This is a genomic window from Pseudomonas sp. TH15 (assembly GCF_016651105.1).
GTDB lineage: Bacteria > Pseudomonadota > Gammaproteobacteria > Pseudomonadales > Pseudomonadaceae > Aquipseudomonas.
Window position 1 is genome coordinate 53,060 of record NZ_JAEKEL010000002.1, and the last position, 12,884, is coordinate 65,943.

The following is a 12,884-nucleotide window of genomic DNA, read 5'->3' on the forward strand; positions in this document are numbered from 1 at the left end:
GGAGAACAATAACAATGATCTTCACCCCGGAACACGAAGCCCTGCGCCGTACCGTTCGCCAATTCGTCGATCACGAGATCAACCCGCACGTCAAGGAATGGGAAAAATCCGGGCGCTTTCCGATCCACGAGATCTTCCGCAAGGCTGGCGATCTTGGCCTGCTGGGCATCTCCAAACCGGAAAAATTCGGTGGCATGGGCCTCGACTACAGCTATTCGATCGTCGCCGCCGAAGAGTTCGGCACCATCCATTGCGGCGGGGTCCCGATGTCCATCGGCGTGCAGACCGACATGTGCACCCCGGCCCTCGCCCGCTTCGGCTCCGATGAACTGCGTGAAGAGTTCCTGCGCCCGGCGATCACCGGCGAACAAGTCGGCTGCATCGGCGTCTCGGAAGTCGGCGCCGGTTCCGATGTCGCCGGGTTGAAAACCACCGCCCGAAAGGATGGCGACGACTACGTAATCAACGGCAGCAAGATGTGGATCACCAACTCACCGAGTGCTGATTTCATCTGCCTGCTGGCCAACACCTCGGACGATAAACCACACATCAACAAGTCGCTGATCATGGTGCCGATGAATGCACCCGGGATCAGCCTCAGTTCGCACCTGGACAAGCTCGGCATGCGCAGTTCGGAAACCGCCCAGGTGTTTTTCGACAACGTACGCGTGCCGCAACGCAATCGCATCGGCCATGAAGGCGCGGGTTTCATGATGCAGATGTTGCAGTTCCAGGAGGAACGCTTGTTCGGCGCGGCGAACATGATCAAAGGCCTGGAGTACTGCGTCGATAGCACCATCGAGTACTGCAAGGAGCGCAAAACCTTTGGCAATGCGCTGATCGACAACCAGGTCATTCACTTTCGCCTGGCTGAGCTGCAAACCGAAATCGAATGCCTGCGGGCGCTGGTTTATCAGGCGACCGAGCAGTACATCAAAGGTCAGGACGTCACGCGCCTGGCTTCGATGGCCAAACTCAAGGCTGGCCGGCTCGGCCGGGAAGTCAGCGACAGCTGCCTGCAATATTGGGGCGGCATGGGTTTCATGTGGGACAACCCGGTAGCCCGGGCCTACCGCGACGTGCGGCTGGTGTCGATCGGCGGCGGCTCTGACGAAATCATGCTCGGGATCATCTGCAAACTCATGGGCACCCTGCCCGGGAAAAAGAAATGAACAGCCTGCCGGTTTGCCAGACACTGCTGCTCGAGTCCCACAATGGCGTGCTGCACATCACTCTCAATCGCCCGGAAAGCCGCAACGCCATGAGCTTGCAGATGGTCGCCGAACTGCGCGCGGTGCTGGCGGCGGTGAGCGAGGACCGAACCGTTCGCGCCTTGGTGATCGGCGGTGCCGGCGGACACTTCTGCGCGGGCGGCGACATCAAGGACATGGCCAACGCCCGGGCTCAAGGCCCGAGCGCTTATCGCGACCTGAATCGAGCGTTCGGTGCGCTGCTGCAAGAAGTGCAACATGCTCCGCAAGTGGTGATCACGGTGCTGCAAGGCGCAGTGTTGGGCGGTGGCTTGGGGCTGGCCTGTGTCAGCGACGTTGCGCTGGCCGACCATCAAGCGCAGTTCGGCTTGCCGGAAACCAGCCTCGGCCTGCTACCGGCGCAGATCGCACCGTTCGTGGTCCAACGCATCGGTCTGACCCAGACCCGAAGACTGGCCCTGACCGCAGCGCGATTCGACGGCACCCACGCCCGGCGAATGGGCCTGGTGCATTTTGTCGAGCATGACGCGCAAGCCCTGGCCGAGCGTCTTGATGAAGTGCTGGCCCATGTGTTGTGCTGCGCGCCGGGGGCGAATGCGCTGACCAAAAAGCTCTTGCTGGCAAGTGCCGGACCGACTTGCGATGCGCTGCTGGATCAGGCGGCCGAGTGGTTTAGCGAGGCGGTGACCGGGGACGAGGGTATCGAAGGGACCATGGCATTCGTGCAAAAACGTAAACCGGGGTGGGCCTCTTAAAAGCTTCGCGGGCAAGCCTCGCTCCCACAGGGGTTATGTGTCGTTCACAAACCTTGTAGGAGCGAGGCTTGTCCGCGAAGAGGCCATCACATTCACCGCACAACAAAAGGGAACGCCCCATGCCCGGATTCAGCAAAATCCTGATCGCCAACCGCGGTGAAATCGCCTGCCGCATCCAGCGCACCGCCCAGACCCTGGGCTACCGCACGGTCGCCGTCTTCAGCGACGCCGACGCTGATGCCCTGCACGTGCAAATCGCCGACGAAGCCGTGAACATCGGCCCGGCGCCTGTACAGCAGTCGTACCTGAACATCCCGGCAATCATCGATGCCGCCCGCCGCACTGGCGCCGATGCGATACACCCCGGCTACGGCTTCCTTTCGGAAAACGCCGGCTTCGCCCTCGCCTGCCAGCAAGCCAGCATCACCTTCATCGGCCCGAGCCCCGAAGCCATCGAGCTGATGGGCAGCAAGCGCCTGTCAAAACTCGCCATGATCGACGCGGGCGTTCCCTGCATCAAAGGCTATCAGGGTGCCAAACAGGACGACGCGACCCTGATCCGTGAAGCCGAACGCATCGGCTATCCGCTGATGATCAAGGCCAGCGCCGGTGGTGGCGGACGCGGCATGCGCCTGGTACACGACGCGGGTGATCTGCTGGAGCAACTGCGCACCGCACGTTCCGAGGCCCTGCACGGGTTTGGCAGCGATGAGCTGATCCTCGAACAGGCGCTGATCGATCCGCGTCACGTTGAGGTTCAGGTGTTCGGTGATCAGCACGGCAACCTGATCTACCTTGGCGAGCGCGACTGTTCAATCCAGCGCCGGCATCAGAAAGTCATCGAGGAAGCGCCCTGCCCGGTCATGACCGTCGAACTGCGCCAAGCCATGGGCGAAGCGGCGCTCAAGGCCGGGCGAGCGGTGAATTATGTGGGCGCTGGCACGGTGGAGTTCCTGCTCGATGCTCGCGGGCAGTTTTACTTTCTGGAGATGAATACCCGACTGCAGGTGGAACACCCAGTGACCGAACTGATCACCGGCCTGGACCTGGTTGCCTGGCAACTGCACGTCGCTGAAGGCCTGCCGCTGCCGCTGCGTCAGGATCAGGTGCAGCTCAATGGGCATGCCATTGAAGTGCGCCTGTACGCCGAAGACCCTGCCCAAGGATTCCTGCCGCAGACCGGGCATATCGACGCCTGGGAGCCGGCGCTGCAACACGGCGTACGAATCGACCATGGCCTGATCGAAGGCCAGAACGTCAGCGTCTTTTATGATCCGATGCTGGGCAAACTCATCGCCCACGGCGCCACTCGCGAAGAAGCCCGGCGTAAGTTATTGCGGGCGGTGCAGGACAGCGTGCTGCTGGGCATTCAGAGCAATCAACGCCTGCTCGCCAGCCTGCTGGAGCATCCGCAATTCATCCGTGGCGAATTCAGCACCGGTTTTATCCCGACGCACTTCGCCGACCACCCCTGCCTGCATGCCCACGTCCCGAGCGCCGAAGAACTGGCCATCGCGGCGGCGCTGTTCTATCAGGCATCAGCGCAACATCACGCGGCCCCTTTGGCCGGTTGGCGCAACAACGCCAGCGTGCCATTGCACTATCGCATCGGTGTAGAGGACCAGGACTGGACCGTAGAACTGAACGCGGTGCCTGACGCGCCCTTCCGGCTTCGGATCGGCGACCGGACGCTCGAATTGAAGCTCATCCACTGCGACAGCCGTTGGACCACCCTGGAAATCGACGGCATCCGCCAGCGTCACGCCTATCGCCTCGACGCCGGGCAACTCTGGCTGTTCACCCGCCCCGGCAGCCTGCGGCTGGTGGATCGCACTCAGTTGCCGGTCAGCAGCCAGGCTAGCGTCGGCTCCGGCACGCTCAAGGCACCGATGGACGGGGCGATCATCGACGTATTGGTCAGCGAGGGCAGCACGGTCAGCAAGGGGCAATTGCTGGTGGTGCTGGAGGCCATGAAAATGGAGCATCCGCTCAAATCCGGGATCGACGGCGTGCTCAAACGCTTGCAAGTCAGGGTTGGCGATCAGGTTAAAAATCGTCAGATTTTGTTGGAGGTCGAATAAGGTGCCAGGGGGCGTTCTCAATTAGTTTCCACGCGCGGAAACTAATTGAGAACGCCCCCTAGGCGGATCCGCCGGGTTTGGCTACGCTCAAGCCCTATCGGGACGCGGATACCAGGAACCCTGCGATGCCTCACTGGTTGGTCATTGATCTGGAAGCCACCACCGATGAGGGCGGCTGGCCAGTCACAGAAATGGAAATCATCGAAATCGGTGCCACCCTGGTGGACCGAAAAGGTCGAGAACTGGATCAGTTCCAGCGTTTCGTACGCCCGACGCGCCGGCCTTTGCTGACGCCGTTTTGCCGGGAACTGACCCACATCACCCAGGCCAACATCGATGCGGCGCAGCCGTTGGTCGAGGTCTGGGACGCGTTCGAGCACTGGCTCACCCAGCATCACTCGCGCTTGGAAGGCTGGGCCAGCTGGGGCGATTACGACCGCCAACAATTGGTTCAGGAATGGCAACGCCTGCAACTCGACAGCTTTTTGAGCCAAGTGCCGCACATGAACCTCAAGCAGCGATTCGCCAAGGCGCGTCGACTGGATCGACCGCTGGGGCTCAACGGCGCGCTGCAACTGGCGGGCATGCAATTCAATGGTCAGCAGCATCGGGCACTGGAAGACGCACGCAATACGGCGCGGTTATTACCGCTGATTCTTCCCATATAGGAAGGTGACGGCGCAAGGGGCGTTGTGCATACTGGCCGGCCCTTTTAAGCCCTTTTCGAGGAATCGCCCATGTTTAAAGTCAACGAGTACTTCGACGGCACCGTCAAGTCGATCGCCTTTGGCACCGCACAAGGTCCAGCGACTATCGGCGTCATGGCACCGGGCGAATACGAATTCGGTACCAGCCAGCGTGAAATCATGCACGTGGTGACCGGCGCCCTGACCGTCAAACTGCCAGACAGCACCGACTGGGAAACCTTCGCTGCCGGCAGCCAATTCAATGTGCCTGCCAACAGCAAGTTCCAGCTGAAAGTGGCCGTCGACACCGCTTACCTGTGCGAATACCGCGGCTAAAACCCTGGGTTTCACAGCAAAAAAAATGCCCGTGTCTAACGACACGGGCATTTTTCGTTTGCAGCCTTTTTACTCGAGAATGGTCACCGGCATACCGACTTCAAGTCGACCATTGCTGTCGTTGACCAGGTTCTGGCCAAACATCGCGCCGTCCGCCTCTGCGCGATACTTCTGCAAACTGGCCAGCGGCTCGCGATCATCGCTGCGCTCACCGGTCTTCGGATCAATCGTCGTCAGAATGCAGCGCGAGCACGACTTGACCACCCGGAACTCGACGTCGCCGATGCGAATGCGCTTCCAGCCGTCTTCAGCAAATGCTTCGCTGCCCTCGATCACCAGATTGGGCCGAAAGCGCAGCATCTCCAGCGGACGACCCACCTTGCTCGACAAGTCTTCCAGTGACGCCTGGCCGATCAGCAATAGCGGGAAACCATCGGCGAACGCTACCTGATCATCATCCTTGCCGTAGCCGGCCTCGGTGGTGCGCGCGCGATCCAGCGGCACTTGTACCAGTCGTGTTGGTTTTCCAATGAATCGGCTGACCCAGGCACCGGCCGCGTCGCCAGCATCGGGCACCCGCAGGGTGTCACGCCAAATGGTTACGCCACGCAGTTCGGCGTCGCTGCCGGGCAAGGCAATATCGATCGGTGAGTGGCCAGGAGCATTGAGGGTCAAGCCACCGTCGGCATTCCACAGCGCCGACAGCTGACTCATCTGCGCCACTGCGCGCTGGGTCAGGAAGCGTCCGCTGGCCTCGTCCACCAACATCCAGCGTCGATCCCCGTCCAGGCCCAGTTTGTCGAGGCTGACCTGTTGCAGGGTCTCGCCCTTGGCGGATTTCAACGGATAACGATAAAGCGCGCTCAGATGCAGCATGGCCAGCTCCCTGGTGGGCAAAAACGCCACCCTATACGAGCTTGATCGCCGAATCAAAAGATCAATTCGTACACTGGATTCCAGCTGCTACTCGACCTTGTGGCGAGGGGATTTATCCCCGTTCGGCTGCGCAGCAGTCGCAAATTCAGCAAATGCGGTTTAAATGGTGTACGAGTCAACTGCATTTGGGGCCGCTTCGCTGCCCAACGGGGATAAATCCCCTCGCCACAGGGCTCACTCCTACAAAGGGGGTGTGATCAGGCCGGCACTTCGTCGAGCATCAGGCGTTGGCGCACCACATCGACGAGTTTGTCGGGCTGAAACTTGGAGAGGAAGTTGTCGCAACCGACTTTCTTGACCATCGAATCGTTGAAACTGCCGGACAACGAGGTGTGCAGGACCACATAAAGGCCACGCAGGCGCGGATCGTTACGGATTTCGGTGGTCAGGCGATAGCCGTCCATTTCCGGCATTTCCGCATCGGTGAAGATCATCAGCAGTTTGTCGGTCATGACAACGCCGGTATCGGCCCAGGCTTTAAGCATGTTCAGGGCTTTCAGGCCGTCGCTGGCGATATGCATCTTCACGCCCAACTGGCCGAGGGTGTCGCGCAATTGCGACAGCGCCACGTTGGAGTCGTCCACCAGCAGCACTTCACGGCCACGAGCACGTTCCAGAACCGGGTCATCCAGTTTGTCCTTGGACACCTTGGCGTTGTACGGAACGATTTCGGCGAGGACTTTTTCCACGTCGATGATCTCCACCAACTGGTCATCGACCTTGCTGATGGCGGTCAGGTAATGCTGGCGACCGGCGCTGGTCGGCGGCGGCAGAATGGCTTCCCAGTTCATGTTGACGATGCGGTCCACGCCACCGACCAGGAACGCCTGCACCGAACGGTTGTACTCGGTGACGATGATGGTACTGGTAGGGCTTGGCACCAGTGGACGCATGCCGATGGCCTGGGACAAGTCGATGACCGGCAGGGTCTGGCCACGCAGGTTGACCACACCGCAGACAAACGGATGGCGCTGGGGCATCAGGGTCAGTTTCGGCAGTTGCAGCACTTCCTGAACCTTGAACACGTTGATCGCGAACAATTGCCGCCCGGCCAACCGGAACATGAGAATTTCCAGGCGATTCTCACCCACCAGTTGCGTGCGTTGGTCTACCGTGTCGAGAATGCCGGCCATTAATGACTCCTGGGCTTGTTCTGATGAATTCACTAAAGAGGGTTATCGGCTGTTATTGCCGGACCTTGACCCTCAGACAAAATGCCATGCCCAGCCATTGATGTCACATTAACATCATGCTTTACTGACCCGGTGATTTTCATCACACCTGATTCCCTGACGCGAGACCTCGGTTTGCACGTTAGGTTCCCCTGCGTAAGGGATTCCCCTAGTAACAATCAGGCCCAACCTGATATTCGCAATATCCAATAGCCATTAATGTGACGCCATTCTCATTGCATGAACGGAGTCAGGCTTTTGTGTGCGATCGCAGGTCAGTGGCCCTCCACCCTCTCGAGTTCTCCAGCGTGCGCAATAGCCTGCCGGGGTGCGTTCGCGCAAAAACTCGTGATTATCGACACGCACGACATTCCCTCATCTGACATGACGTTGTGGAGATAAGCATGCCGTACGACCATAAAGAGGGCGCTCAACGGCTTCCCGAGTTTCTCGTCGAGGCTGAAACACTCCTGGCTAAATCCGAGGAATGTCTCTGTCATCTGCAACTGATCAGCAATGACACCGACGCCATTGACTGCATGCTCAGCACCCTCCTGAAGCTGGCGAACAAGGCCGATGCCCTGGCCCTGGAAGCGGTTTCAGAGTTTTCGCTGCATATTCATGGCTTGTTGAATCACGCCCAACACCACATGGCCCTGAACGATCAAGCTCTCGATGCGCTGAAAGACTGCTTTACGCTGATGGCCTGGCAACTTGAACTCATCGATCAGAAAACCGGACAGTTGACCCTCGATGACAGCGAGCAAGCGTCTTTGATTGAGGCGTTTGCCTTTCAACTCGGGCAAAACCGTTTTCAGCCACCCGCCCACGCCAAGCCGCTCACCCTCGTGGCCTTCTCGGAACGGCAAGCTTAGATTTGCCGGCCAACTAGGCGTTGCCTGGTTTTCTTAATACCCAGACCCGACTCAATAACTTGAGCGCACCTGTCGCAATTGAAACTTTCTTACCTGTCAGCGACAGCACTAAACAAATAATTGTTTCTGTCGCGCAAGGACTATTGCTCTAGCACTCAGGTAATACCTGACCATAAAAATAAATGGCCAATTACCTTCGGCATCCTCGCGTGACAATAACCACACTTTTTCCATTATGGAACTAACGTCCAGAACAGCTGAATTCCTGACTGTCTGGACATATATACCAAACGCGACCAACGGTATCTTAAGTGGTATTATGCCGCCCATTAGTTGGCTTCAATTAATGGCGTCGTGATTCCAGACGAGAGCGGCTCGATAAACTTCAAGGCCGATTTCAACCACTGGTTTCACCCCTTGAAGTCGCTGTTTCACCCAATAGTTTTTTTCAGACAGAGATCCGTCAGGCCCCCCTGACCGATTTTCCCGCAGCGAACATCCATTGGCTCCATCCGCTATGTACGCCAGCCTCAAGTCAATCACCACGTGGCCACCTTCCAGAGAAAACGCGCGTCGGTTCACTCTGGTGCTATGTACCTGCTCAGCACTTGGCAGCCTGTTGGTCTATGGCCTGTCCACTCAACTGCCGGCGGGTCTGCTGGTGCTCAATCTGGCAGCACTTGCCTGCGTCTGGGTCGGGCATCGCCTCTCGCGCAAATCAATAAAGTTTCAGCCACAAGAGCTGGCCGATCGGCTTCTGGAAGTACAGGAAAACGAACGCCATCGGCTCAGCCGGGAGTTGCACGACGACATCGGCCAGTTACTGACGGCAGCGAAACTTCAAAGCGAATGGCTCAAACGTCGGCTACCCGAAGACCTGCAGGACCAGTGCTCGACGCTCTGCGATACCCTGGAAGAAACGTTGACCAAGGTGCGTGACGTGTCGGCTATCCTCAACCCCCGGCAACTGACCAGTCTTGGGCTGGAAGCCAGTTTGCGGGCACACTTGCTCAAGACCCTGGCCAATACGTCGGTGCACTGGAGCCTGGAGTGTCATCAGCGCTTGACCGGGCTCTCTGAAGAAATGGCCCTGGCAGCCTTCCGGATTACTCAGGAAGCGGTGACCAATATCCTGCGCCACGCCGAGGCCAGAAATTTATTGGTACGCCTGCAACGCCTGCCTCAGGGCCTGACATTGCTGATCAGCGACGACGGCCAGGGCTTTGAGCCCGCGGTAAACCCCGCGCGTGAAGGGCAGCGCGGAATGGCCGGGATGTCGGAACGGATCGATCAATTGGGCGGGACCTTGACCGTGACCAGCGAGCCGGGCAAAGGCACTCAAATCGAAGCACTTTTCCCCTGGGCGCCCCGCGCACTCGAGCGGGCCAGCACGAATAAGGTTCTGCGTTGACTTGTAACTTACTTCTGGTGGATGACCACTCGCTTATCCGGGCAGGCGTGCGCGCTCTGGTGCTGGATATTCCCGGCTACGCGGTCGTTGGCGAGGCCAATGACGGCTCGCAACTACTGGAGATGGTCGAGCAACTGTCCCCGGACATCGTCCTGCTGGATATTTCCATGAAGGAAACCGGCGGCCTCGAAGCCTTGCAGCGACTCAAAAGAGTTCGCCCACAAAGCAAAGTACTGATCCTGTCGATGCACACCGACCCGACACTGATCATGCAAGCGTTGGAGTCCGGCGCCCACGGTTATTTGCTCAAGGACACCACGGCCACCGAGCTCGAACACGCACTGGACGCCTTGCGCAACAACGAGCGCTATCTGAGCCCGGCCATTGCCCACACGGTGATCAACCAGGCACTGACGCGCACTCAGAAAAACCAGCCGACTATTGCGGACTCTCACAACCTGACGGCCCGTCAGCTGGAAATCCTGCGCCTGATCGTTCGCGGCAAATCCACCCGGGAAATCGCCAACGGTCTGGGCCTGAGTATCAAGACTGTCGAAACCCACCGCTCGCAGATCATGAAACGCTTGCAGATCTACGACGTGGCGGGCCTAGTGCTGTTTGCCGTGCGCGAACAGATCATCAGCCTGGATGATTGACAGCCGGCGATGAACCCAGCAGCGGTGAGTTAGGCGGCAAATGCACACGCAATGCCGCCTCACGCGCCTCGAAACGCAAGCTGTCCCCCTCCAGAGGCTCACCATCAAGGTTGATGTGCAGGCCTTCCGAGACTTTGATCTCGACCCACGGCAAACGGGCTCGCACGAACATGTTGTCGATGCCGAAGCCATCGGCCAGCAGGTTTTTCAAGGTGCCTACCACCTCCTGCGGCGCTGGCAGAATGCTGATATCCAGCAATCCATCGTCAACCAGCGCTTGCGGGCACAGCACACGACCACCACCGGCCTGTCGGCCATTTCCGATACCCAGTGCCAACAGCTCGCCACGCCAGTAAAAGTCCGGTCCCTGCAATTCGCCATAGGCCGCATGCAATTCACTGAAGCGCGATAAACCGGTGAACAGGTACGCCGCCCCGCCCAGAACCTTTTTCAGGTCCTCCGACGTATTGGCCGTGACATTACTGCCAAAACCGCCAGTGGCCATATTCAGAAACACTTGTCCGTCTACCTCGCCCAGGTCGATGGAGACCGGGGCGCTGTCCAGAAGCTCCAGTGCCCGGGCAGGCTCCAGAGAGATGCCGGCAGCGCGCGCAAAATCATTAGCGGTACCCAATGGCATCAGCACCAGGCTGGACTCGTTCGAATGCGCTGCCATGGCCTCGGCGATATCGCGCAAGGTGCCATCGCCGCCGCCGGCAATGATCTGCGTATAACCCGCTGCCAGCGCTTCACCCACCAGACGCTGGGCGTCGCCCGCCTCCCAAGTCAGCCGAACGGCCAGATTCCAGCCCTCCTTGCGCTTGCCTTCGACGGCCGCGCGCACGTCTTCGTTGAGTGCCTGCTTGCCATGCAGAATCAACAGCGCCTTGCGCTCATCCATTGCGATAACTCCCCATGATTGGAATCCGTATGGGAGATGTTGACCTCACAGGCACCGAAAAAAGTCAGCGGATCTTGAATTAATTCAGGCCTCGGCGCCTCGCGTCCTACAGAGCGGGATATTTTCTTACAAAACGTGAGGAATCGGCTCAATTGACCCGGCGCCATCATTGGCACATCGTGCCCTGGCGGTAGCAATCTTCAATTTGAAACACACAAGGATGTGCAGTAATGAGTCGATATACGCTTAACGCTTTCGATATTTCAAATGACGGCATTAACGAGCAGCCTTCAGGCGGACACGTCAATGCATAGTCAAGAAGTCAGGATGCCTGGAAGCCCGGTTGTTCCACTCGCGGAGAGTCGTGCCAGTCACACCAGCAGCACCAAATCCGGAGAAGTGAATATGGAACCTCGTGTCACAGAGCTGGAAACCCACCTCAAATACATTCGCCGGGACATGGATGAAGTCCGCAGCGATGTCAGAACCATCAAACATCGATTGGCCTATTCGGCGGGCGCCACAGCCGTGATCCTGTGCTTGCTTGGATGGGTGGCGAACAGCCGCTTCGAACAACTCGTTTCGATCATGACTCGCTGAATGTTCGATTGAATGCAGGCTTCGGAGGCACCTCCGAGCCTGCACATGCAGCGGTCGAACTAGCTGAGGAGCTCACTCAGCGGAATGAACAGCACTTCGTCGCCCTCGACAAGCGTTCGCCCTTCCAGCACCTCCACCAGCCCATCGGCCCACGCCGCGCTGCGCAGGACACCCGAGCTTTGATTACGATAGATAACGGCACGCCCCTGATCCAGGCGCCCACGCAAATACTCGCGCCGGTTACCTGCCACAGACCAGACGAACCCTGCAGGCACCACAAACTTCAGCGGCTCAACGTCCTGAACGCCCTGACGGCGCAACAGATAGGGGCGCGTCAGCAAGGCGAAGGTCACCAGAGTCGACGCAGGATTGCCGGGCAGCCCAATGACCGGGACACCCCGAAAATGACCAAACGTCAGCGGCTTCCCGGGCTTGATGGCGAGTTTCCACAGCGCCAGTTCGCCCTCCTCTCTCAACGCAATGCCAAGAAAGTCAGCCTCACCCACCGACACACCACCGGTCGAAAGAATCAGATCAACGTCCTGCAATGCACCGAGGCGCTCGCGGGTGGTGGCCAGATCATCCACCAGGATGCCGGCGTCAATGACCTCGCAACCCAAACGCTGCAACCAGCTACAGAGCAACACGCGATTACTGTTGTAGATCTGCCCCGGGCCCAGGGCCCGACCGGGTTCGACCAGTTCATCGCCGGTGGACAGCACCGCGACGCGAACCTTGCGCACCACATCAAGCTCGGCACAGCCCAGTGATGCCGCCAAGCCCTGCTCGATCGGTCCAAGACGCGTGCCCGCCGACAAGACCAACTCGCCGACGGTGGTTTCCTGGCCTTGCGGACGAATGTTTTGACCCGCCGTCATGGCCTCGGAGAACACTACGCGTTCGTCTGCCCGAACCTCAGCGTTCTCCTGCATTTCCACGCAGTCCGCACCCTCGGGCACCGGCGCGCCGGTGAAGATTCGTGCGCAAGTCCCAGGCTGCAAGGGTTGCGGTGCCTGGCCAGCAAAAATCCTCTGGCTAACCACCAACGGTTCGCCGGTCCAATCGGCTAGGCGCAGGGCATAACCGTCCATGGCACTGTTGGGCCAGGGCGGTAAATCCAGCGTCGAGATCAGATCATCCGCCAACACTCGACCCTGAACCTGCGCCAGCGGCAGGCGTTCACGTTCACGAATCGGCGCCGCTTCGGCCATTTCCAGCAAACGCGCGAGCGCCACTTCGACTGGCATCAAACTGCCGGTCTTGC

At 59.1% G+C, this 12,884-nt stretch carries 13 protein-coding genes; 9 read left to right on the forward strand and 4 right to left on the reverse strand.

Going from position 1 to position 12,884, the window contains the following annotated elements; translation table 11 throughout:
* The first annotated feature begins 14 nt into the window (after positions 1 to 14).
* The 5 genes from atuD to ppnP all read left to right on the forward strand — a co-directional run bounded on the left by atuD (position 15) and on the right by ppnP (position 5,069).
* Complete coding sequence (atuD, locus tag JFT87_RS23960; protein ID WP_201205429.1) at positions 15 to 1,172, forward strand: citronellyl-CoA dehydrogenase; 1,158 nt, start codon at positions 15 to 17, stop codon at positions 1,170 to 1,172.
* Positions 1,169 to 1,966, forward strand: coding sequence for an enoyl-CoA hydratase/isomerase family protein (locus JFT87_RS23965; protein ID WP_201205431.1), 798 nt, complete (start codon positions 1,169 to 1,171; stop codon positions 1,964 to 1,966). The genes atuD and JFT87_RS23965 overlap by 4 nt, the downstream gene beginning before the upstream one ends.
* 119 nt (positions 1,967 to 2,085) lie before the next feature.
* Positions 2,086 to 4,047 (forward strand): acetyl/propionyl/methylcrotonyl-CoA carboxylase subunit alpha, encoded by a 1,962-nt coding sequence (locus JFT87_RS23970; protein ID WP_201205433.1) that lies wholly within the window; start codon positions 2,086 to 2,088, stop codon positions 4,045 to 4,047.
* A 125-nt stretch (positions 4,048 to 4,172) separates the two neighbouring features.
* Positions 4,173 to 4,715 carry an exonuclease domain-containing protein gene (locus JFT87_RS23975; protein ID WP_201205435.1) on the forward strand — a complete coding sequence of 181 codons (543 nt, stop codon included), beginning with the start codon at positions 4,173 to 4,175 and terminating at the stop codon, positions 4,713 to 4,715.
* A 69-nt stretch (positions 4,716 to 4,784) separates the two neighbouring features.
* Positions 4,785 to 5,069 (forward strand): pyrimidine/purine nucleoside phosphorylase, encoded by a 285-nt coding sequence (ppnP, locus tag JFT87_RS23980; protein ID WP_201205437.1) that lies wholly within the window; start codon positions 4,785 to 4,787, stop codon positions 5,067 to 5,069.
* A gap of 69 nt (positions 5,070 to 5,138) precedes the next feature.
* Here ppnP and JFT87_RS23985 read toward each other — a convergent pair whose 3' ends face one another.
* On the reverse strand, positions 5,139 to 5,945 hold the full coding sequence (locus JFT87_RS23985) for an MOSC domain-containing protein (protein WP_201205439.1): 807 nt from the start codon (positions 5,943 to 5,945) through the stop codon (positions 5,139 to 5,141).
* 257 nt (positions 5,946 to 6,202) lie between these two features.
* The gene (locus JFT87_RS23990) at positions 6,203 to 7,138 is read right to left on the reverse strand and encodes a chemotaxis protein CheV (protein ID WP_054052105.1); all 936 of its coding nucleotides are present in this window, start codon (positions 7,136 to 7,138) and stop codon (positions 6,203 to 6,205) included.
* 443 nt (positions 7,139 to 7,581) lie between these two features.
* Here JFT87_RS23990 and JFT87_RS23995 point away from each other — a divergent pair, with 443 nt between their 5' ends.
* From JFT87_RS23995 to JFT87_RS24005, 3 genes are all read left to right on the forward strand, one after another.
* Entirely contained in the window at positions 7,582 to 8,052 is a 471-nt protein-coding gene (locus JFT87_RS23995; protein ID WP_201205441.1) for a hypothetical protein, read from the forward strand.
* A gap of 517 nt (positions 8,053 to 8,569) precedes the next feature.
* Positions 8,570 to 9,463, forward strand: a complete 894-nt coding sequence (locus JFT87_RS24000; protein WP_201206733.1) for a sensor histidine kinase — start codon at positions 8,570 to 8,572, stop codon at positions 9,461 to 9,463.
* A complete protein-coding gene (locus JFT87_RS24005) occupies positions 9,460 to 10,119 on the forward strand; it encodes a response regulator (protein WP_201205443.1) in 660 nt (219 codons plus the stop codon). Before JFT87_RS24000 ends, JFT87_RS24005 begins: the two co-directional genes overlap by 4 nt.
* Here the strand turns inward: JFT87_RS24005 and yegS are convergent.
* Positions 10,103 to 11,020, reverse strand: coding sequence for a lipid kinase YegS (yegS, locus tag JFT87_RS24010; RefSeq protein WP_201205445.1), 918 nt, complete (start codon positions 11,018 to 11,020; stop codon positions 10,103 to 10,105). The two genes, JFT87_RS24005 and yegS, sit on opposite strands and share 17 nt — an antisense overlap.
* A gap of 306 nt (positions 11,021 to 11,326) precedes the next feature.
* Here yegS and JFT87_RS24015 point away from each other — a divergent pair, with 306 nt between their 5' ends.
* Positions 11,327 to 11,620 carry a hypothetical protein gene (locus JFT87_RS24015; RefSeq protein WP_201205447.1) on the forward strand — a complete coding sequence of 98 codons (294 nt, stop codon included), beginning with the start codon at positions 11,327 to 11,329 and terminating at the stop codon, positions 11,618 to 11,620.
* A gap of 59 nt (positions 11,621 to 11,679) precedes the next feature.
* Here JFT87_RS24015 and JFT87_RS24020 read toward each other — a convergent pair whose 3' ends face one another.
* Positions 11,680 to 12,867, reverse strand: a complete 1,188-nt coding sequence (locus tag JFT87_RS24020; RefSeq protein ID WP_201206734.1) for a molybdopterin molybdotransferase MoeA — start codon at positions 12,865 to 12,867, stop codon at positions 11,680 to 11,682.
* Between the last annotated feature and the right edge of the window lie 17 nt (positions 12,868 to 12,884).

Excerpts from the sequence above, each read along its gene's own strand:
- atuD (WP_201205429.1), top strand. The coding sequence starts at position 15 with ATGATCTTCACCCCGGAACACGAAGCCCTGCGCCGTACCGTTCGCCAA.
- JFT87_RS23965 (WP_201205431.1), top strand. The coding sequence starts at position 1,169 with ATGAACAGCCTGCCGGTTTGCCAGACACTGCTGCTCGAGTCCCACAAT.
- JFT87_RS23970 (WP_201205433.1), top strand. The coding sequence starts at position 2,086 with ATGCCCGGATTCAGCAAAATCCTGATCGCCAACCGCGGTGAAATCGCC.
- JFT87_RS23975 (WP_201205435.1), top strand. The coding sequence starts at position 4,173 with ATGCCTCACTGGTTGGTCATTGATCTGGAAGCCACCACCGATGAGGGC.
- ppnP (WP_201205437.1), top strand. The coding sequence starts at position 4,785 with ATGTTTAAAGTCAACGAGTACTTCGACGGCACCGTCAAGTCGATCGCC.
- JFT87_RS23985 (WP_201205439.1), bottom strand. The coding sequence starts at position 5,945 with ATGCTGCATCTGAGCGCGCTTTATCGTTATCCGTTGAAATCCGCCAAG.
- JFT87_RS23990 (WP_054052105.1), bottom strand. The coding sequence starts at position 7,138 with ATGGCCGGCATTCTCGACACGGTAGACCAACGCACGCAACTGGTGGGT.
- JFT87_RS23995 (WP_201205441.1), top strand. The coding sequence starts at position 7,582 with ATGCCGTACGACCATAAAGAGGGCGCTCAACGGCTTCCCGAGTTTCTC.
- JFT87_RS24000 (WP_201206733.1), top strand. The coding sequence starts at position 8,570 with ATGTACGCCAGCCTCAAGTCAATCACCACGTGGCCACCTTCCAGAGAA.
- yegS (WP_201205445.1), bottom strand. The coding sequence starts at position 11,020 with ATGGATGAGCGCAAGGCGCTGTTGATTCTGCATGGCAAGCAGGCACTC.
- JFT87_RS24015 (WP_201205447.1), top strand. The coding sequence starts at position 11,327 with ATGCATAGTCAAGAAGTCAGGATGCCTGGAAGCCCGGTTGTTCCACTC.
- JFT87_RS24020 (WP_201206734.1), bottom strand. The coding sequence starts at position 12,867 with ATGCCAGTCGAAGTGGCGCTCGCGCGTTTGCTGGAAATGGCCGAAGCG.